This is a genomic window from Arsukibacterium sp. UBA3155, from assembly GCA_002364615.1.
Taxonomy (GTDB): Bacteria; Pseudomonadota; Gammaproteobacteria; order Enterobacterales; family Alteromonadaceae; genus Alishewanella.
Window position 1 is genome coordinate 20,928 of sequence record DEYP01000016.1, and the last position, 18,676, is coordinate 39,603.

Annotated in this window: 22 protein-coding genes and 5 tRNA genes; 18 read left to right on the forward strand and 9 right to left on the reverse strand. The window is 42.4% G+C overall.

Going from position 1 to position 18,676, the window contains the following annotated elements; genetic code table 11:
- Window positions 1–15 precede the first annotated feature (15 nt).
- From pal to B2X65_RS06625, 8 genes are all read left to right on the forward strand, one after another.
- Window positions 16–543, forward strand: a complete 528-nt coding sequence (pal, locus tag B2X65_RS06590; RefSeq protein ID WP_290611416.1) for a peptidoglycan-associated lipoprotein Pal — start codon at window positions 16–18, stop codon at window positions 541–543.
- Window positions 544–566: 23 nt separating this feature from the next.
- Window positions 567–1,361 (forward strand): tol-pal system protein YbgF, encoded by a 795-nt coding sequence (ybgF, locus tag B2X65_RS06595; protein ID WP_290611417.1) that lies wholly within the window; start codon window positions 567–569, stop codon window positions 1,359–1,361.
- 139 nt (window positions 1,362–1,500) lie between these two features.
- A tRNA-Lys gene (locus B2X65_RS06600) sits at window positions 1,501–1,576 on the forward strand.
- A 25-nt stretch (window positions 1,577–1,601) separates the two neighbouring features.
- A tRNA-Lys gene (locus tag B2X65_RS06605) sits at window positions 1,602–1,677 on the forward strand.
- A gap of 17 nt (window positions 1,678–1,694) precedes the next feature.
- Window positions 1,695–1,770, forward strand: a tRNA-Lys gene (locus B2X65_RS06610).
- Window positions 1,771–1,791: 21 nt separating this feature from the next.
- Window positions 1,792–1,867 (forward strand) — tRNA-Lys (locus B2X65_RS06615).
- Between the two features lie 80 nt (window positions 1,868–1,947).
- Window positions 1,948–3,006 carry a quinolinate synthase NadA gene (gene nadA, locus B2X65_RS06620; protein ID WP_290611418.1) on the forward strand — a complete coding sequence of 353 codons (1,059 nt, stop codon included), beginning with the start codon at window positions 1,948–1,950 and terminating at the stop codon, window positions 3,004–3,006.
- 126 nt (window positions 3,007–3,132) lie between these two features.
- Window positions 3,133–3,222, forward strand: a tRNA-Ser gene (locus tag B2X65_RS06625).
- A gap of 163 nt (window positions 3,223–3,385) precedes the next feature.
- On the opposite strand, the gene B2X65_RS06630 is transcribed toward B2X65_RS06625, so the two are convergent.
- Entirely contained in the window at window positions 3,386–4,333 is a 948-nt protein-coding gene (locus B2X65_RS06630) for a hypothetical protein (protein ID WP_290611420.1), read from the reverse strand.
- A gap of 590 nt (window positions 4,334–4,923) precedes the next feature.
- On the opposite strand from B2X65_RS06630, the gene B2X65_RS06635 reads away from it, so the two are divergent.
- The 3 genes from B2X65_RS06635 to B2X65_RS06645 all read left to right on the forward strand — a co-directional run bounded on the left by B2X65_RS06635 (window position 4,924) and on the right by B2X65_RS06645 (window position 6,695).
- Window positions 4,924–5,328, forward strand: a complete 405-nt coding sequence (locus tag B2X65_RS06635) for a hypothetical protein (protein ID WP_290611421.1) — start codon at window positions 4,924–4,926, stop codon at window positions 5,326–5,328.
- A 70-nt stretch (window positions 5,329–5,398) separates the two neighbouring features.
- Entirely contained in the window at window positions 5,399–5,854 is a 456-nt protein-coding gene (locus tag B2X65_RS06640) for a hypothetical protein (RefSeq protein ID WP_290611423.1), read from the forward strand.
- A 244-nt stretch (window positions 5,855–6,098) separates the two neighbouring features.
- Entirely contained in the window at window positions 6,099–6,695 is a 597-nt protein-coding gene (locus tag B2X65_RS06645) for a hypothetical protein (RefSeq protein ID WP_290611424.1), read from the forward strand.
- 159 nt (window positions 6,696–6,854) lie between these two features.
- Here the strand turns inward: B2X65_RS06645 and B2X65_RS06650 are convergent, their stop codons facing one another.
- The 6 genes from B2X65_RS06650 to B2X65_RS06675 form a co-directional block, all read right to left on the reverse strand.
- Window positions 6,855–7,880 (reverse strand): AAA family ATPase, encoded by a 1,026-nt coding sequence (locus B2X65_RS06650; protein WP_290611425.1) that lies wholly within the window; start codon window positions 7,878–7,880, stop codon window positions 6,855–6,857.
- 345 nt (window positions 7,881–8,225) lie between these two features.
- Window positions 8,226–8,420 carry a helix-turn-helix transcriptional regulator gene (locus tag B2X65_RS06655; protein ID WP_290611426.1) on the reverse strand — a complete coding sequence of 65 codons (195 nt, stop codon included), beginning with the start codon at window positions 8,418–8,420 and terminating at the stop codon, window positions 8,226–8,228.
- Between the two features lie 93 nt (window positions 8,421–8,513).
- Window positions 8,514–9,176 (reverse strand): hypothetical protein, encoded by a 663-nt coding sequence (locus B2X65_RS06660; protein ID WP_290611428.1) that lies wholly within the window; start codon window positions 9,174–9,176, stop codon window positions 8,514–8,516.
- Entirely contained in the window at window positions 9,177–10,418 is a 1,242-nt protein-coding gene (locus B2X65_RS06665) for a tyrosine-type recombinase/integrase (protein ID WP_290611430.1), read from the reverse strand.
- 385 nt (window positions 10,419–10,803) lie between these two features.
- Entirely contained in the window at window positions 10,804–11,055 is a 252-nt protein-coding gene (locus B2X65_RS06670) for a hypothetical protein (RefSeq protein WP_290611431.1), read from the reverse strand.
- 197 nt (window positions 11,056–11,252) lie between these two features.
- Window positions 11,253–11,582, reverse strand: a complete 330-nt coding sequence (locus B2X65_RS06675) for a hypothetical protein (RefSeq protein WP_290611432.1) — start codon at window positions 11,580–11,582, stop codon at window positions 11,253–11,255.
- Window positions 11,583–11,702: 120 nt separating this feature from the next.
- Here B2X65_RS06675 and B2X65_RS06680 point away from each other — a divergent pair, with 120 nt between their 5' ends.
- The 5 genes from B2X65_RS06680 (at window position 11,703) to bdpA (ending at window position 15,256) form a co-directional block, all read left to right on the forward strand.
- Complete coding sequence (locus B2X65_RS06680) at window positions 11,703–12,011, forward strand: hypothetical protein (protein ID WP_290611433.1); 309 nt, start codon at window positions 11,703–11,705, stop codon at window positions 12,009–12,011.
- A gap of 115 nt (window positions 12,012–12,126) precedes the next feature.
- Complete coding sequence (locus B2X65_RS06685; protein WP_290611435.1) at window positions 12,127–12,498, forward strand: hypothetical protein; 372 nt, start codon at window positions 12,127–12,129, stop codon at window positions 12,496–12,498.
- A gap of 2 nt (window positions 12,499–12,500) precedes the next feature.
- Window positions 12,501–13,109, forward strand: a complete 609-nt coding sequence (locus tag B2X65_RS06690; RefSeq protein WP_290611436.1) for a hypothetical protein — start codon at window positions 12,501–12,503, stop codon at window positions 13,107–13,109.
- Between the two features lie 260 nt (window positions 13,110–13,369).
- Window positions 13,370–13,657, forward strand: a complete 288-nt coding sequence (locus B2X65_RS06695; protein ID WP_290611437.1) for a ferritin-like domain-containing protein — start codon at window positions 13,370–13,372, stop codon at window positions 13,655–13,657.
- Between the two features lie 105 nt (window positions 13,658–13,762).
- Window positions 13,763–15,256, forward strand: coding sequence for a BAR domain-like protein A BdpA (bdpA, locus tag B2X65_RS06700; protein ID WP_290611439.1), 1,494 nt, complete (start codon window positions 13,763–13,765; stop codon window positions 15,254–15,256).
- 94 nt (window positions 15,257–15,350) lie between these two features.
- On the opposite strand, the gene B2X65_RS06705 is transcribed toward bdpA, so the two are convergent.
- Together B2X65_RS06705 and B2X65_RS06710 are read right to left on the reverse strand one after the other, a co-directional pair.
- Window positions 15,351–16,301 carry a tetratricopeptide repeat protein gene (locus tag B2X65_RS06705; RefSeq protein ID WP_290611441.1) on the reverse strand — a complete coding sequence of 317 codons (951 nt, stop codon included), beginning with the start codon at window positions 16,299–16,301 and terminating at the stop codon, window positions 15,351–15,353.
- 82 nt (window positions 16,302–16,383) lie between these two features.
- Window positions 16,384–17,352 (reverse strand): tetratricopeptide repeat protein, encoded by a 969-nt coding sequence (locus tag B2X65_RS06710; protein ID WP_290611442.1) that lies wholly within the window; start codon window positions 17,350–17,352, stop codon window positions 16,384–16,386.
- A gap of 308 nt (window positions 17,353–17,660) precedes the next feature.
- Between B2X65_RS06710 and B2X65_RS06715 the strand changes: the two genes are divergently transcribed.
- Window positions 17,661–17,852, forward strand: coding sequence for a hypothetical protein (locus B2X65_RS06715; protein WP_290611443.1), 192 nt, complete (start codon window positions 17,661–17,663; stop codon window positions 17,850–17,852).
- An 87-nt stretch (window positions 17,853–17,939) separates the two neighbouring features.
- The gene (locus B2X65_RS06720; RefSeq protein WP_290611444.1) at window positions 17,940–18,647 is read left to right on the forward strand and encodes a DUF445 domain-containing protein; all 708 of its coding nucleotides are present in this window, start codon (window positions 17,940–17,942) and stop codon (window positions 18,645–18,647) included.
- The last annotated feature ends 29 nt before the right edge of the window (window positions 18,648–18,676 follow it).

The following is an 18,676-nucleotide window of genomic DNA, read 5'->3' on the forward strand; positions in this document are numbered from 1 at the left end:
ACTAAGGACAACAAAATGAACGTAAACAAAGTGTTAAAGGCTTTATTAATCGCAGTTCCTGTGATGACATTAGCCGCCTGTAGCTCAACGTCATCAACTTCTGCTGACGATGGCCTTAACTCAGGAGTTGCTGAACCTGTTGAAACTGTACAGGTTGAAACGGCAGAGCCAGTAATGAGCCCGGCTGAGCAAATGCGTCAGAAACTTGAAGCGTTGCGTCAGGAAAACACTATTTATTTCGACTTTGACCGCGCGACAGTGCGTCCAGAGTTTGTAGAAGTATTACAAGCACATGGCACTTTTTTACGTGCTAACCCAAGCGTTCGCGTGACTATCGAAGGTCATTCAGATGAGCGTGGAACGCCAGAATACAACATCGCACTTGGCGAGCGTCGTGCACAGGCTGTCCAGTCTTATTTACAGAACCTGGGTGTGTCAGCTGGTCAATTATCTACCGTTAGCTACGGTGAAGAGAAGCCAGTAGACAGATCACGTTCTGAAACCGGTTTTGCTAAAAACCGTCGCGCAGTATTGGTGTACTAATAAAATAATTAATATGAGTGATCATGACAGTAAATAAAACACTGTGGGTTGCTCTGTCCTTAGTGAGTACCGGTGCCTGGGCTAACCCGGCACCGGTTACTGAGCTGGGCAGAAATATCACAACAAATCAGCAACTCGCCAGTCCCGCCTCTGGTACTCTGGAGCAACGTCTGGCTACCTTAGAAAGGGTGGTAGAAGCCCGGGCTCAGGGGCAGCTGCAAATGCAGCAGCAACTGAATCTATTGCTTGAAGAAGTAAGTCAGCTGCGTGGTGTTACCGAAACACACACCTATCAACTGGATGAAATGCTGCAACGGCAACGCGATTTATACCAGGAAATTGATCGTCGGGTAGGGGCTTTGCAAACCAGCAACGCAGCTCAGCAGCCCGCGGTTAGTAGCGACGTTAATAACGTTCCCACCGTTTCTTACTCTTCCAATATGTCAGAAAACGATGCTTACGACAAAGCCGTGAATATGGTATTGAAAGATCGGCGATATGACGCTGCTATCCCCGAATTTGAAGCCTTTTTACAGAATTACCCTAATTCAGGTTATGCGCCTAATGCGCATTACTGGCTTGGCCAGCTGTTGTTTAATAATAATGAGCTTGGCAAAGCAAAAACCCATTTTGAACGCGTAGTGGCTAACTTCAGTACATCTAACAAAGTACCGGACGCGTTATTAAAGCTGGGTCAGCTGGCAGAGCGCGAAAATAATAACGATGCTGCGCTACGTTTTTACCGGCAATTAACCAAAGACCATGCCTCAGCAACGTCTGCCAGGTTAGCTCAGGAACGCATAGATATCCTGAAATAAACGCGACAAGCCAACCATCAGGTTGGCTTTGTTGTTTCATATCGCCGACTTTTTGTGCAGTCAGGCCATGATGGCGGCCTTTTTGACAATTTTCGGTTGCACTAACGCCGTAAATCAGTAAGATATGCGTCCGCGGTTAGGGTCGTTAGCTCAGTTGGTAGAGCAGTTGACTTTTAATCAATTGGTCGCTGGTTCGAATCCAGCACGACCCACCAAACCGCACAAACAGTACATTGAAGTGGGTCGTTAGCTCAGTTGGTAGAGCAGTTGACTTTTAATCAATTGGTCGCTGGTTCGAATCCAGCACGACCCACCACTTCATGCACCCTGTTTGGGTCGTTAGCTCAGTTGGTAGAGCAGTTGACTTTTAATCAATTGGTCGCTGGTTCGAATCCAGCACGACCCACCATTTATTTCGTCGCACCTGTTTGGGTCGTTAGCTCAGTTGGTAGAGCAGTTGACTTTTAATCAATTGGTCGCTGGTTCGAATCCAGCACGACCCACCAAACACTCCCCCTATAAATACTGTTATTGCTCGCCTGCCAAGTGTATAATATGCCCCTTTTTACGCAACCGGTCAGGTGTTATGACGCAGTCGATGTATTTTAGTGAACAGGATTTCAGTTTCCCAAGAAAGCCTGCAACACTGTCTGCAGATGAAAAACGTGCATACAAAACCCGTATTAAAACCTTGCTGCAGCAAAAGAATGCGGTATTAGTTGCGCATTACTATACCGACCCGGAAATTCAGGCCCTGGCTGAAGAAACCGGCGGCTGTGTCTCAGACTCGTTAGAAATGGCACGCTTTGGTAATGAGCACCCGGCACAGACGTTAATTGTCGCCGGGGTGAAGTTTATGGGCGAAACCGCAAAAATTCTGACCCCGAATAAAACGGTATTAATGCCGACGCTGGAAGCCACTTGTTCTCTGGATTTGGGCTGTCCGGCCGAGCCGTTCTCGGCGTTTTGTGACGCGCACCCTGACCGCGTGGTAGTGGTGTACGCCAATACCTCGGCTGCGGTAAAAGCACGGGCTGACTGGGTGGTAACCTCTTCAATCGCACTGGATGTTGTTGACTATTTAGATAGCCAGGGTAAGAAAATCCTGTGGGGCCCCGATAAACACCTGGGTGCCTATGTGCAGAAGCAAACCGGCGCCGACATGTTGTTATGGGATGCTGCCTGTATTGTCCACGACGAATTTAAAGCCAATGCGCTGGTCGAGCTGAAAAAGCAGTATCCAGAAGCTGCTGTACTGGTGCATCCGGAGTCACCCGACAGTGTGGTGCAGTTAGCAGACGCGGTAGGCTCAACCAGTCAGTTAATTAAAGCCAGCCAAACCTTGCCTAACAGCACCTTTATTGTGGCAACCGACAAGGGCATTTTTTATAAAATGCAGCAACAAATGCCAGACCGTACCTTTATCGAGGCCCCAACGGGCGGTAACGGCGCCACCTGTCGCAGCTGTGCACATTGCCCCTGGATGGCAATGAACGGCTTAAAAGCGATTGAGGACGCGTTAAACGATGCTAATGGCCATGAAATCTTTGTCGACGATGCACTTCGCGAAAAAGCCTTAGTGCCACTTAACCGCATGCTGGGTTTCGCAAAAGAGCTAAAAATGCAGGTAAAAGGCAACGCCTAAGCCAAAAGCTCAGGTTAAAGTAACACCGGCTGCTTAAAAAGCAGCCATAAAAAAGCAGTTACGTATATAACAGTTGCAGCGCAGTGCGAATTTCCCTAGTATAGCCGCGCTTGCAACGCAAGTTCCGGAGAGATGGCTGAGTGGCTGAAGGCGCACGCCTGGAAAGTGTGTTTAGGTTAACCCCTAACGAGGGTTCGAATCCCTCTCTCTCCGCCACATTATTTGAAAAAGACCTTGATTTTAAAGGTCTTTTTTATTTTTAGCCGTTTGAAGGCCGTCAATGAAACCGTCATTTGTCGTTGCTGCGGCCAATCTTAATAGTTTAGGGTTGGCAGATTGAAGGGGTAGGTCGGTAGTTGTAGGTTAAAGCGTTTTCTAACTAACTTCCCAAAAGAAATCCTATTGCTCCAGTTACAATCGGCACTATCGCTAAGAAAATTTTCGTCTTAACGTCCAAAGACTTCAAGTTATGCTCTCGGTCAGCTTTACTCTCTTCTTTAGCTATGCGTCTTCTTTCCTTTTCAAATTCTAGAGCTCTTTTTGCCGTATTTTCACTGATGCCTTTTGCATGTATTCGCGGAAGAATGGGTTGTTCATCAGTCAACCAGACATGTAAATGGAGATCATCAATATTCTGCACTTGCCGAGCTAATTGAGCAATCAAGAGTTTTTCTTTCTTTGTATTATCGAAATTTAATTCGTTTGTTACCATGTCGTGGTAACAGTCATATCCAAGTGTTATTATTTTATCTAAGTGCTCCAATTTCAGGGTCGCGAGACAATGAAAAACGTGAGCACAGTAAGCATCTCTCGTAGCTTTTTCAAAGTCATTACTCTTATAGGCTCTATGAGCTTCACCATAGCTTGACGATTGATAAAGTTTCAATAAGTAGTATTCGCTCTCTTTCTTTAAAATGCGACTACATTCTTCGGAATCATCTGGATTGAAAAGATCTAGGTGGTTGATCCATTCAAGCTCACTTAATTCTGTGTCTAGTAACTTTTCTTGTTCAATTAGGAATTCAAGGAAAGACTCTTTCTCTTTCGGAATTTCTGGACCTCGGAACAAGTCCTTGATAAATCCTTTGAGACCAAACTCGGTCAATCGCCCATCTCTAGGGTCTAAAGATATTTTTATTGAACCAGCAGGAAAATGTAATTTGTTTCCCTTTTCTACCATTAATCCGCCACCTTCTCCCCAACTTTCAAAGAAGATTATTTTATCGCAGTTTGATCGATTACATTTTTTACTTTGATGAATGTTTAATAGAGGTGTAAGACTCCAGCCGCACTGATCACAAAATTTCGACTCTGAAACATCTTCCAATATTTTGCTCCTTGCTTACCTTTGAAACCCCTTTAAATCGCCTTGAAATCGTTTAAAGGGATATATTGAATGATGTAGCTTAAAACCCAATTGGATGCCTTACAAGCGATTTAATGCGTGCTGGTGAAGGTTGGGTCACTAAGGCTACATCATCGAGCTCGACACTTACGTTTAGTGGTGGGGGGGGTAAAATAATTTCACAAAATTTGTAGTTGAGAGGGGGGGAGCCTTTGCTGGAACATCAACAAGACTGAGAGTACTGCCGTTATGCGTCATTAAACCAAATTTAAAAAACCTGACATAGCCTATAGGCTTGCTGTACCTAAATATTGCTGATTATTAAAAGTTAGTATATCTTCATCTCTAAATCGTTCTGTCTAATACAGATCATGCTGTTTATTAAGTACGGCTACCATATCGTAAAGCACTAGGTAATTTTTTATTTGCTGTTAGCTTATAGGTTAGCTGCATGTACAGGGACGCCGCCGAATGAAACACAAGATATCCCTAGACCTGTGAGCGCAGCGAACAGGGATGGGGCCAGTGTCTTGTGCTGAGTGAGGTGGAAATTTTATTTAATAAGGGTTTATTTGAATCTAGGGCTACTATGGTTTTGTGTAGTTGTAATAATTGCAATTTCAGCAGCAAATGGTGCGAGCGCAGCCGCTGAAGCATCAGTACCAGCAATACTTTTTGCATCAATAGTAACTGCAATTACTTTAGCGGTTCGAGGAACTAAAACTGCGAAGTTTAAAATTAAAAATGTATTGGATGCACGAAGTGAGAGTGAAAAAAATAATAAATTTTTAAGTGAAAGATTTTACGCTCAAATAGCTCAGGAAATGGCTTCAGGGTTTTTAATTGACGGTTTAATGGCCAGAGCTGTTGCTGAGGCTTATGGTGATAAAGAAAAAGCCAGTGCATACTACATTCGTTATCGGTTGGCTCAGCTAATGGAAAGCATAGCTGAAGGTAATTCGCAACGTAACGTTTAAAAAATTACATTAATATCTATTTCTTGATTTCAAGAATTGAAATTTCATATCAATTTATTGGTTTAATTAAATGAAAAAATTTATTTTGTACATTTTTTTTATTTTTTTTAGTTTCTTTGTGTCATCAAATCAAGATGCTTTTAACGCCTCATCACTAAGCGAAAAAGAAAAGAGTCTTTTGTGGTTTGTTGAAGATGTTTTAATAAAGGACAACTCAAAGAGACTACCAGCAGCGCTTAGTGACGATTTAAAGCTGGTGGGCATGAGTTCTCATGTTGACGGAAAAAATATATTTCTTGTTAGCGATTTAGTACTTAACGCGCAAAAGGAAAATTTTCAAATGTCAGTAGAAGAGTTTTATAGTGTAATGAGAGAGCAACTTATCATAGCATTTTGTTCACAGATAAAACAAAAAGAATATATTTTTGAGGGTTTTTCTAAGGTAGGAAATATTAATCGCTATTATGACTCTGCTCAAGAGTTTTTCGTTGAAATAAAGATTGGTTTGAATAACTGCACTTTATGAGTGATTTAAAACAGTCAAAACTTAATTTTATGGAAACCAATAAATTAATATTTCTTCATGAGCGCAGCTTGTCTTAGTTTTTTACAAAATCGACATTACACTGATTTTATTTAAGTTATTCAAAGCTGAAAATTATCTTGCTGAGTAATACTTAAATTTTAATTTGATAGAGTGTTGCCTAATTATTTTTAATTCGAATGTTATGTGGTGCTTTTTTACTGTAGTAAACAAGGAAGATAAAGGGATGAAAAAAACAATATCGATTTTAAGTTTAATAGTTTTGTCTGGATGCCAACAAGAAAATAGCAGCTTCGATGTAAAAGAAGTAGGAAATGCGACTTATTTGATAAATAAAAAAAGCGGTGAGTTGTCGGTTGTTGAAAATGGCAATGTAATTGCATTGCAAGAGTACAAGCTACCCGAAAAAAATAAGCTGTCTTTATCTGGTGATTTTGATGAAAAAATTCATTTTGAATTAAAAACAAAATTTATCTTCGATCGAATTTACTACAAACTTATACTAAAGGGATATTCATCAAAAGAACTAAATGATCAAGGGCTTTACATTGATAAAATCGAAGATTTTAATTGGTTTGTTAACGAAATCAAGAATAACGAATATGATCAAATTTCTATACAGTTAACTGATAGTGATGGTTTCACATTAAAAGAGGAAGAAATATATTTAGCTAAAAATTATGTTCGATTTAGTGATAAGGAACATGGGATAACAGGCTTTCAATACGAAGGTAGTTTTTTTATTAATCCTCTAATATTAAATGATGTCACATCATTACGTTATACCTATATGATTAACTCCCTTAAAAAAGCACCTGAGTAGATATTGATAACATTATTTAAATAAAACTAACGCCTGCGTGGTCTTCAATACTTCTAGCGAGAATAAAGTTTGCGTTATGATTTTAGAAGGCTCTAGGTTTAAGTGCGAGTTCGTACATACATCAGCCCCCTTAAAAGGGGGGCTGTATGTATGGGGCGGTTACGCAAGTACTATATAATCGTCCGCCGTGATTATTAGCTTTTCGTTAAGTAATTTATTGATAGCTCGTTTGTATGTCGATTGCTGGCTACTTGGTTTCGGTATATCAATTCTCAAAACTGAGTAGGCTTCTGTTCTCAAAACACTTTCCAAAACACCTTTTTTACCGTTAAGTGATGGATTAGTTTGAATTGTCGCTGATGGTAAAGATTGTCCTTTTGAATTTATCATGTCCTTCAGTATATCTAAAATCTGGTCGCTTCTGGACGATTTAGTTGAGCCTAATGTAGTTAATTCAAGAAATGCAGATTCAACACTGCCGGACACTGAATTAACTGTCAATGGTGATAAGACAAACTGCATTGAGTCTGGTTTTTCAAACTCTTTCATTTTTTTGCAAGTAAGTTCAACACCATGTTCCTTAGCCTTAAGTTGATACTCACTATCGAGTGATGCTCTTATAGCAGAACTACCTCTGCTATGGCCTTTGTCACCATGCCCCGAGTGATGTATGCAAAGTACTGCTGCATTGGTCTTTGTCTTAATATAATCAAGATTCTTGATGAACAAACCAATATCTTTAGATGAGTTTTCGTCACCATCACCTAAGTTGCGATGCAATGTATCAACAACAATCAGCACTGGTCGAATGGAAAGATCATTAATCTCTTTTAATACTTCACCAACAGAATCTGCGCTAATAATTTCAGCTGGTTTTGATGATACATAAATGCCTTGTTGGTTCATGCTGTACTTAGACTCAAGCGCTGTGAAGCGCTTCTGAATCCCACTGAATCCTTCACCAGCAAGGTATATCACATCACCTTTAAATGTGCAGTTCCCATACCAGTCAAGGCCATTGCTAATGCAAAAGGCCAATTCCATAGCAAGAAAGGATTTATACGTTCCTGGCTCACCGAACACCATGTTTAAACTGCCTTTCTCTAAAAAGTTCTCAACTAACCAGTTTACTTGGTACACCTGTGACATGATTGTTGATAGGGGGGTTAAGATCAGTTTATTCATCAGACCACCCCACTAGAGTGTAAAATGCTGTACGTTTTTTAAGAACTCCAAAGTTATCAACGCATGGTTTCTCAACTTTGGTTATGTCAGCGCCCAGACTTTTAAGTTGTCCGATTATCTGAGAGGGATTTCTGATACTTTTCGACAAGATATCGTAGGTACTGACTGATTTGTTGTTAATCAGTAACTGATAAACCTTTGTTTGCTGTACAGTTAAAGTAATTTGCATAAACAATTCCTTATATATTATTAAGGTTTGCCAGCAAAATGCGGGAAGAGCTATACTGTGATTGCTCAGAAAACAGAAGAACCCATACCGCTTTTAGTTGGCTGTGTGGGTTTTTTTTATTTTCTGTTTGCAACTCTGCTGCTAATCCAGTCATTCACCTCTGAAAGAAGCCAAGCTGAAGCTGTGCCACCTTCAACCAGTTTTACTCGTTTCGGGAAATTGCCTGAATTTGAAAGTTGATAAAGATAGCTTTTTGATAAGCCAGTTAAGTTAATTACTTCACGGATTCTGATTAAACGATTATCTGACATTGGGTTACTCCTCTAATACTGGACAGAGCAAAGGATAAAGGCCAATGTTGAGTACTAAAACCAATACAACCAGTAATACTGGTTGTGAGTAAATTACTGGTTTTTTAAAGATTTTTTGAAGTGGTTTAGGGTTTTAGTGTAAAAGTTTTCTATTATTTTATCAGAATCGCTAAAATCGAAATCAGCAGGACTGATCTGCGACCATTCTCGCCAATAATGGCGGTGTGTCCATTTAAGTTTATGGTAGTGATTATCTACATCTGCTATAGAGTTTAAACTTAGTTGCTTCTGTTGATCTTCATACCACTGTGTCGCTGTAATTAATTGTCGTTCAGGTTTCTTTAGTTTGGGAGCTTTTGGTTGGCTTGATTGCACAGTATTACTTCCATCAAGCAAGCTAATGGTTAAATGTCTTACTACATAGCCAAATATAGATTCTTTAATAAAATGAAGAATTTTACCATTTTCATTTACAGCATACTGAATGGTTAAGTCAGTATCAATTTGTTTATAGGGTAAGTCAGCTAAAGTGATAAATAGTTTAGTACCTTTAGGTATTGTTATTGGATTAGCATTAGTTAAGCTTGAGTGATTGTTTAATTCTTTAATGTTGTAATTATTTACTACAGTAACTTCTAATTCAGTAGTGGTAGTGAAACAAAGAGTATCTTTGTTGCTCACAATCTTAGCTAACTCAAGTTGTAGATACGTAACAATATTATCTACATTAGCATTTGCCTTAATTAGTGGTTTCAATTAAGTTCCTCTTAACTGCTCTAAGTAATCCGCCCATGCCTGCATCATCTCTTTCCGTTTTTCCATCAACTGTGCTTTGTTGTAGGTCGCTCTGATCCGGTCTTTGTTCATATGAGCTAACTGTAACTCGATTACGTCAGGATCAAAGCCAAGTTCATTTAAGAAGGTACTGGCAGTATGCCTGAAACCATGTGAAGTCATAAAGCCTGAACCATAGGGTTTATTGGTTTCAGGGTTAATAATCCGCTGTAACGCGCTATTGGTTGTACTTTCACTTATTGGCTTGTTATTAATACTTCTGGCAGCAATAAAAACATACTCTAAGTGGCCTGTAACGGGCTTTAACTCTTCTAATAGCTTTATCGCCTGGCTGGCTAGTGGTACTTGCAATGGCTTTCTGGTTTTAAGTTGGGAAGCAGGTAAGTCGATCATCTGATTGTCAAAATCAATGTACTCCCATTTTAAAAACCTTATGTTGTGAGGTCTTAAAAACAGTAACGGCATCAGCTTAAGTGCCTGTGTAACGACAAAGTCTTGCCTTTGGCTTGGTTGGTGTATTTGTTTAATCAGATAACTTAGCTCTTCTGGTTTGGTTATGTGGGCAAAGTTCTTTTTAGCCAGTTTATCAGGCGCAGGTAATAGCTCTGCCAGATTTGCCGCAGGATTGTTTTCAACTAAACCAAGGATAAGAATATCGTTATAGATTTGCCTTAATACGCCAGCTAGTCGTCTTGCTGTCTCTTTTGCACCTCGTTGGCTAACTTTCATTATTATCTTTAATAAGTCAGCGGTACTGTAATCATCAACTGGTTTTTTATCTAAGTCGGGTAATAAGTTTTTCTGGATACGCTGAACAAGATCATCTTCAGTAGTTTTAGCTAAATTTTTACGCTTTAACCATTGGGTCATGTAGTAACTGAACCGTTTAGTTTCTTTTTCTTGGCTTACTCTGCGCTCTTCCTTGATAGTAATTGGCGCTATACCTTTTGCTACCATTTCGCGGGCTTTACGGTGTTCTTCTCTGGCGTCTTTAAGTGAGAACTCGGGATACGAACCAATGGTGTAAGTACCACGTTCACCATTAAGACGATAATCGTATTTAAAGCACTTATAGCCAGTTGGTTTTATTTGCAGGTATAAACCACCACCATCGGTTAGCTTATACATTTTGTCTTTTGGTTTAGCATTGGTTACAGCGGTATGAGTTAGAGCCATCCTGAAAATCCTTTTGCGAACCGTCAACGGAACCGTCAATTTGTAAGGTTAGTATAACTCGGCATGGACTGCCTTGGAAATATATTATATAAATAACAGTGATTTATATTATATTTATGGATTGCTTCAGACGCTATGAATCATAGTTCTACGCTCTCTCTCTCCGCCAATTAAATGAAAAAGGCCCACGCCAAAAGCGTGGGCCTTTTTCATTTAAGCGTCGAGACGAGGTCTTGACGAGAACCCTTTGGTTCGACAAATTCGCCGGGAGCGAGTTTGGACGCACTTTAGTGCGGCCCGCAGGGCCAGCGCCATGGATGGTGCTGGCAATCCCGACTCTCGGCCTACTGCATGGGCCTTTTTCATTTAAGCGTCGAGATGAGGATTTGGTTCGAACCCTTAGTTCGACAACTTACTTACCTTTCTTGCCGGTGTTATCCACCACAATCTTCACCCGCTCATGCGGCATATATTCTTCCGGTTCATCAGGAAAGGCTTCGGCATCGGTATTAGTCATACTCTCGATGCTACCAGACAAAACACCGAATTCATCTTCTAACTCGGGTACATTCTCCAATTCTTTAAAACGTTTGGCGATATAGTCGCCAAGCCATTTATCAAATTCTGGTGTACCAGGTTCTGGTCTGTCTGTTTGCTTTTTCATATCAGGTCCTTAGTGCAAAAGTCACTTTTGCCACCAACGTATAAATAGCCAAGTGACTCATAATGTGACCTAACTTTATTATTAATCGGGTTCATAATTCGGACTTGTTGCGCTCCTATGCTAATAGCATAGGCTTCTGCCGCGATTACAGTTAATTGCGCCGTATTTCCTGTTAGAGGCGTCTTCTCCGGAGAAGATTAAATCATATCCAGTCGCAGTTTTCCTGCGCCCCAGGTTGGCCGGCCCAACGATGCGCTACACAACATGCTATGAAACCAAATCGCCAGCTCAAAACGCTTAGGGTAAATGGCGGCATAGCGGCTGGTCCATTGTGGCCAGGACCACATTACTCGGCGATTAGGGTGGGTTTCCCACCTCGATAATTGCGCTATGGTTCTACCGGTAATATCTTCAAGTTTTACTGATTCCTGCAAACGTAAGGGCATCTTTGATACTGCCTGCGCGCGGCTTTGCTCCCTTAACTGAGCATAAGTAATATCGGCTAACTGGTGGCTTGGCTGCTTCATATTGCATCCTTGTAATTTAAAGTTAAAAAATAGTAACTTTTAAGGGGGCGCCGAGCAAGTAGAAACTTAAGCACAATGGTTAGCAAATAATGGCTAATCATCATACAGATATGTGTACACATGAATAAAAAAAGCCTGAGTGAGCGCGATATATGCTCCAAGTTTATTAGCCAGGCACTTGTAAATGCGGGACGGGACATGCGTAAACAAGTCCGTGGAGAGGTCGGTTTTACGGATGGACGTATTTATGTCAAAGGCAATCTAACCACCCTTGGTAAATGTAAGCGCGCTGACTACAGTCTTTGTTACAAACCTAATGTCCCAGTAACAATTATCGAAGCAGAGATTAATAACCATTCTGTAATAGCGGTATTCAGTTGCTGCTTTTCAGGCAGTAAAAATTTCACTGGCAATGCTAGCAACTTCTGAAACATGAACTATATTCAGAACGAAGCAAGGTGGTACCTAAAATAGGTATATGTACTATAGCTAAAGTCTGTGCTGCTTAAAGTAAAAATGTTTAATCTTCTTTGGAGTATTCATTTTGGAAAAGCTGGAAGAATATTTGAACAACATTATCTATAGGCAAGAACAACTGGCCAAAACCATGTTGATTTTAGTTGTTTCAATGGTTGTTGTAGCAGCTTTATTTCTAGTAATTATTTTAACTAGTTACGATGATCATAGTTTTGTTGGTTCGCTTGCAGTCTCCATTTCTGGTTTCATTGTTTCAGTGTTATTGGTCGGCGTTTTTGTAATTATTCGCATTCATTGCTGTATGAATGGTTGTGATTTAATAAAGGTAAGACTGTCGCAAGGAGGACTTATAGCCGCAGAGAAGGCTTTAAATAGCACGTGTTGTATCAAAGATTTTCCTATTGAAAAAATTAAAACGTTAATACCATCTGGAAAATGATTATGGATAAAGAAGCGCTCGCGAATGAATTAAATAGGGTCCAGGAACGTGATAAAAGACACCTTAAAATATTAATAGTTGGCTTGTCACTTCTAACTTTTTTTGGGTTTTTTACCGTAGCGTTGCTGATGGATTCTTTGAAAAGTAGATATGAAGCTAAGTTTGAGGATTTTGAGATAAAAACAGAAAATATAACAAGCAATATGTATACACAACTCGATGTACAGAAGAAAGCGTTTAATGAAATGATTGAGTTGAGAGATGAGATCTTAGATAAATTAAATATGGATGTGAGAACTGTAAGTCAAATGAGCAAAGAGGAAATTGATGAGCTTTGGCTAACAGCATATGTGAAGAGCACTAACAATCGTAAAGATATTATCGAGATGACTGACCAGGTTGCAGATATGTCTAGTACTATTAAAGAGTTAAAAATATCCTTAGCGCATTTTGAGCAAACCATGGAAAGAGTTAGTGTGCTAGAGATAGACGCAGAGAACGGTGAAAAAGATCTAAATGGAATTGAAGGAAAATTACAGCAATTGATAGATCGAATTACAGCGTTTGAAAATAAATTAGAGCAAAATCTAGTCGTACAAAAAGCTGAATAACAGAGTGGGTTTTGGCTGCCGTTACAAACTTTGTTTTGACGTTCGACCCGTTACAGCATCAAACAAGCCTTTCAGTTCAGACATAGAAACTCCTCTGCTGAACCACACCAATCTAGCTCTGAATGATGACATACGTAATACGCCTGTTATTTAAGATGCGTTTTCGGGATTAAAAGTAACATTTAGCTGCAAGCAGGCAGGCGGGGCGCATTGCTGTCATCTACACTAAGATTTTTAATGTACTACAAGTAGGAATATTTATGGCAAACGAAGGCTACCATGAACCTATAGCAGAACTTACTGCTGAAACGCGCGACATGCACCGGGCTATTACCTCCTTAATGGAAGAGCTTGAAGCGGTTGATTGGTATAATCAGCGGGTGGATGCCTGTAAGGATGAAAATCTGAAAAAGATTCTTATTCATAACCGGGATGAGGAAAAAGAGCATGCCGCCATGGTGCTGGAATGGATAAGACGAAAAGATCCGCACTTTGATAAACAATTAAAAGACTATTTATTTACCGATAAACCGATTGCCCATAAATAATCCTTGCTCAGCCCTCTTCCGCTTATCAGGGGGCTGCTGGTAAACTAGCCACACTGCCAAAAACTGCCATCCGGTGGTTTATCTGTTTTTCTATCTGAGGTTCGCATGCGTAAGGTATTTGCGTTGTTGCTTGCTGTCTGGTTGCCTGTGGTTTCAACACAGGCCGCTATTGTGTTCAGTGACGGGTTTGAAAACAGTGATGGTGAGCAATGGCATCAACTAGGTGAATGCCGGGCATTGCTTGGCGTGCCGCGTTCGGGCGAGTTAGCGTTGCGCTGTAAGCCGGGCAACAGTGTCATGTTCAGCAAAGAGGCCATAGGTGAGATGGGCGTGCTGGAGCTGTGGCTGCGGCCGGAAACGACAACCACATCCTACCGTATTCATGTCATGGTATCCGATTTACCCTCCGTTAATGCGCTGTGGCAGCCGGTTGCGCTGATAGAACATTCCGCAGGGGATGTTAGTTTTAAGGCGCATCGGGTATCAATAGATGAACCGGCTAAACGTTACCTGCGACTTGATATTGAAGTGCTCAGTGGTGCCCTGGATCTTGACGATGTTATGGTGGAACGCATTATGCTGGCGACCGCTTTACAGAAGAATGAACAGCGTATTGTCAGCGGTATACTGGATAAATTGCGCGAAGATCAGAACATTGCCGTGCAGGCCGAGTCGTTCCGCACCCTGGGCGCAAATTATGCAGCTCAGCTGGATTTGCAACGGCAATATCTGGAGTATGCCAATGCGTTGCATTCTGGTATTGCGCTGGCTTTGGCCGGGTCTGAGCGTAACAGAATGTCTAACCCTATGGCCTATGCCAGTTTTCGCAGTATTGTCACCGATGCCAGACGGGTGACCACGCCATTGCAACAAGCGCGGCTGAACTCCATGTTAAAGCCCTTTGGCGACCTGGTTACCGCCAGTTTAAATGTGGTGAGTGCCGGTGCTTACTCTGCCTTTGCCGAGCCCTTTAAGTCATTTCTGGCCTCCAGTTTTGATAAAAGTAACTACAATGATGCCGGTTTAAGCCGGGCTGATCGTAAGTTCGCGGAGCATAACGGCCTGAAAATTTATCAGGATGCAGAGCGTTTTTTGGCAGAACTGGAAAAAGAACTAACCCAGGTCGTGGCGCTGGATAATGAACTGATTAATATTCAGAAGAGTGTTGATCGTTTTCGCCTTGAGCTGGATAAACAGCTAAGGGCGACCTTACAACATGCCAGCATGGCGCGTTCGCAGGAAACGGTAAGCCGGGCCCTTAGCAAGGATGAGGTTGCTCGCAAAAAGTTGATGGATGAGGTAGCTGGCAATATTACCCTGACCGCCAATAGCTATCTGCATGAGGGCAACAATACCGAGCTGATTCGTTTTGTCCTGAAAACGTCAGAACAGCTGGAACAAACCCAGAGTTATAAGGACCAGTTTAATCAAATCACTTCAGCGGTGTTGACCTACTATGATCGCTTTGAGCGTTCAGTACACCCCAGCCAGAATCCGTTTTCCGATGCTGCTGATAAGCAAATCTGGGAAAATCATGCTCTGAAGGCCCGTAATTATTTGCAGCAATCAAAAGAGTCGTTTAATCGCGCCTATCTTTAGCGGGAGTGCAAGAAACCTGCAGTAATCGCTCACTTTGCCAGTTAAATGAAAAGGCCCATGCAATTGCATGGGCCTTTTTTATAAAGATTTAAATTTATTTACCCATTAACTCACCGACCGTTGTGGCACCAAATGCGGTATCTGTTTTGCGATCAAACGCGACGCTGCACACTGCCGTGCCACGACCACAGATATTGCCAGGAATACGCGAGCCGGTATTACCCTGATAATAGATATTTAGCGATTTCAGCTGAGCCACAATATTGCCCAGCTCAGAGCTGGCATCGAACTGCTCGCCCTTGACTTCAATGACTTCAATATCATCAATTTTCTTCAGGTTTGCCAGTACCGGTTGCACCACCGCGACCAGCTCTGGCTCGGGTTGCTGGGTGACTTGCTCTAGCGCATTAATAATTTCATTTAAGCGCACTCTGGAATCTGCATAGCCTTTTAACGCCAGATTTTTGTACAGAAAGCCTGCGCGGGCCAAATCAGATTCAACGCCAACGCCGCTGACCAACAACTGGGCCAGTAAATATTGGCCAGGCTTGTAGTACTGCTCGTTTGCCTGCTCAAGCAGGACGACAGCTTCTTTATCCGCCTGTGGGGTATCTTTTGCCAGCAATAATTTAGCTTTATCTGTTAACGCCGGGCCAAACTCTACTTTGGCTGCCCGGTCCAGTAGTTCGTCCGCTTTGCCAATATCCTGCTCAAATATAAAACCGTGACGTAACCAGACTGACATCTGGTGCATCCCCATGGGCTCGCGCCAGCGTACCGCCTGTTTAATATGACGGCGGGCTTTTTTAACATCCTTTTCAACACCCTCGCCTGTAGCATAAGCTACTGCGACCACGGTTGCCGCTTCGCCACTGCCATAATGTGCCAGCCTTTCCAGTTTTTTAAAATCAGACTGGCAAAGGGCGCTGTCGCAGAAATCGGTGTTCTGAGCTGCGGTATCCTGATCTGCGGTAACAGTAAAAGCCGGCACTATCAACAAGGTGCCCGTTACAGCAACTACTAAGCCGATCCTGTTTAATTGCATGGTCATTATTCCTTAATAAGTGTTGTAGTATCAACATGCAGATGAGGGTTCAACCTGCCTCTGCGTTAAAATTTAAAACCTGCTAATAGGACGATCTAAACTGGTCAGTGCTAAAGGTAAATACGCTGCTACGCTCCAGCAAGCCATCCATCGTATCGTCTACAGAGTTGCTGCAGCTTGCAACGCTCCTGCCACATAGTACTCCCGGTATACGGCTACCCGTTTGGTTTTTGGTATAAAGATTCAGAGAGTCGAGTTGAGTAACGATATAACTGAATTCAGATTTAACACTAAATTGCTTACCCTGTACTTTAAACACTTCAATATCATTAATTTGCTTTAAATCTGTCAGCAGCGGTTGCACCCGGGCTACCAGTTCACGATCGGTTTTGTCTTCGGCAGCACGTTGAGTGGTTTGCTCCAGTGCGGTAATGATCTGATCCAGTTGCTGTCTGGAGTCAGCGTAGCCTTTAAGCGCCAGGTTTTTATAAAGACGGGCGGCGCGGGCTAAATCAGATTCCACCGCAACGCCACTAACCAGCAACTGCGCCAGCAGGTATTGCCCTGGGCTGTAGTATTGCTGATTGGCCTGCTCCAGCAGGGCTATCGCTTCTTTATCTGCTTGCGGGGTGTTTTTGGTCAGCAGCAATTTAGCTTTATCGGTTAACGCCGGACCAAACGCTAACCGGACTGCCCGGTCCAGCAATATATCAGCGCGTTTGATGTCTTGTTCAAAGACAAAGCCCTGGCGTAACCAGACTGACATCTGATGGATGCCCATCGGCTCACGCCAGCGTACGGCCTGTTTAATTTGTTGACGGGCTTTGTCTATATCCTGTTCAACACCTTCCGCGGTGGCATAAGCAACGGCAACGATAGTGGCAGCCTCACCGCTACCATAACGTGCCATCTCTTCCAGCTTTTTAAATTCTGACTGGCAGCTGGCGCTTTCGCAAAAGCTGGTATGTTGATCAGCTGCAATAGTGGCGAAGGGCGACAACAGTAAGGTACTACCGATGGTGACTAGTAATGCAATTTTGGTCATTTTCATTATTCTTCGTTCCTATTCTGAGCCCTTGGCAAACCTTATTACAGCGATGGTAAGAAGGGAAGCATTTCCTGCAAAGGTTAAACGTTGCTCCGGTAAAATATCGTTGTTAATGATAAGACGCGCCTTCGCGTTAAAATGTGACAAAAAAGCAGTTATACAATAATTATTATTTCACAATTCAGCTTAAACTCAGTTTGGACAACCTAAGCTTAGCCTGTATTTGCGGTGTAGAAGGTTAATACGCTAGTTAGAAGCTTAGCTGGTATAAAACCGACTGGCCGCGGTTTTGAGTAATGCAGGAGTCTGACATGAGTGTTTCTAAGCAAAGTGAAGTAGTGCAACAACCGTTTTTTTATCCGCAGCGTCAAATTGTTGATTTAACTCAACAGGAGCGAAAAGCGTTAAGCCTGGTGTGGAACCCTAATAGTAATGATGCCAGAGCGGCATCCCAGCGGGAGGATAATGAAACCTCGCATTGCGCGGTGCTGGGTTATAACTGATATTTAGCGTCGCTTTACTTGCCTGGAACTGACTGGCTGATTAGAATCGGCGTCTTGCAGTTTTAACCCGCTAGTCAGAGACCAGGCATGAATAAAAATTATATTACCAACGGCGTCGCCGCGCTAATTGTAGCTGCTGGCTGGTTTTGGCAACAGCCATTGCTGCTCAGCGTAGGCTTGTTTGCTTTGTCAGGTGCCCTGACCAACTGGCTGGCCGTGCATATGTTGTTTGAAAAGGTACCACTGTTATACGGCTCGGGGGTGATACCGGCCCGCTTTACCGAGTTTAAAGCCGGTATTTATCAGCTGGTGATGACTCAGTTTTTTAGCAAGGACAATATAGAGCGCTTTATCAGCGACAGACAACACGCCGAAAGCCCCTCGTTTGATTTTCAACCGGTGATAGCTAATACCGACTTAACGCCTGCCTTCGATTCCCTGCTAAAAGTGGTCGAACAGTCGTCGTTTGGCAATATGCTTAATATGTTTGGCGGCAGCGCGGCCTTATTGCCGTTAAAAGAGCCGTTTATTGCCCGGTTAAAAGACGCCCTTACTGACATATCCCGCAGCGAGGCGTTCGAGCAACTCGTTATAGCCCAGCTTGATCAACCTGAGCAGTTGCAAAATATCCGCAGCCAGGTAGAGACTATCGTGCAGCAACGTCTGGCAGAATTAACGCCTGAGCTGGTAAAAGAGATTATTCAGCAGATGATCCGCCAGCATTTAGGCTGGTTAGTGGTCTGGGGCGGGGTATTCGGCGGTGTAATTGGCTTACTGGTCGCTTTTATTCCTTAAGCATTAAGCAGCCAGTGCCCCGCTGTGGC

Coding starts and splice junctions, on each gene's coding strand:
- ybgF (WP_290611417.1), top strand. CDS start 567: ATGACAGTAAATAAAACACTGTGGGTTGCTCTGTCCTTAGTGAGTACC.
- B2X65_RS06650 (WP_290611425.1), bottom strand. CDS start 7,880: ATGAATAAACTGATCTTAACCCCCCTATCAACAATCATGTCACAGGTG.
- pal (WP_290611416.1), top strand. CDS start 16: ATGAACGTAAACAAAGTGTTAAAGGCTTTATTAATCGCAGTTCCTGTG.
- B2X65_RS06715 (WP_290611443.1), top strand. CDS start 17,661: ATGAGTGTTTCTAAGCAAAGTGAAGTAGTGCAACAACCGTTTTTTTAT.
- B2X65_RS06655 (WP_290611426.1), bottom strand. CDS start 8,420: ATGTCAGATAATCGTTTAATCAGAATCCGTGAAGTAATTAACTTAACT.
- bdpA (WP_290611439.1), top strand. CDS start 13,763: ATGCGTAAGGTATTTGCGTTGTTGCTTGCTGTCTGGTTGCCTGTGGTT.
- B2X65_RS06645 (WP_290611424.1), top strand. CDS start 6,099: ATGAAAAAAACAATATCGATTTTAAGTTTAATAGTTTTGTCTGGATGC.
- B2X65_RS06705 (WP_290611441.1), bottom strand. CDS start 16,301: ATGCAATTAAACAGGATCGGCTTAGTAGTTGCTGTAACGGGCACCTTG.
- B2X65_RS06695 (WP_290611437.1), top strand. CDS start 13,370: ATGGCAAACGAAGGCTACCATGAACCTATAGCAGAACTTACTGCTGAA.
- B2X65_RS06670 (WP_290611431.1), bottom strand. CDS start 11,055: ATGAAAAAGCAAACAGACAGACCAGAACCTGGTACACCAGAATTTGAT.
- B2X65_RS06690 (WP_290611436.1), top strand. CDS start 12,501: ATGGATAAAGAAGCGCTCGCGAATGAATTAAATAGGGTCCAGGAACGT.
- B2X65_RS06710 (WP_290611442.1), bottom strand. CDS start 17,352: ATGAAAATGACCAAAATTGCATTACTAGTCACCATCGGTAGTACCTTA.
- nadA (WP_290611418.1), top strand. CDS start 1,948: ATGACGCAGTCGATGTATTTTAGTGAACAGGATTTCAGTTTCCCAAGA.
- B2X65_RS06675 (WP_290611432.1), bottom strand. CDS start 11,582: ATGAAGCAGCCAAGCCACCAGTTAGCCGATATTACTTATGCTCAGTTA.
- B2X65_RS06720 (WP_290611444.1), top strand. CDS start 17,940: ATGAATAAAAATTATATTACCAACGGCGTCGCCGCGCTAATTGTAGCT.
- B2X65_RS06640 (WP_290611423.1), top strand. CDS start 5,399: ATGAAAAAATTTATTTTGTACATTTTTTTTATTTTTTTTAGTTTCTTT.
- B2X65_RS06680 (WP_290611433.1), top strand. CDS start 11,703: ATGAATAAAAAAAGCCTGAGTGAGCGCGATATATGCTCCAAGTTTATT.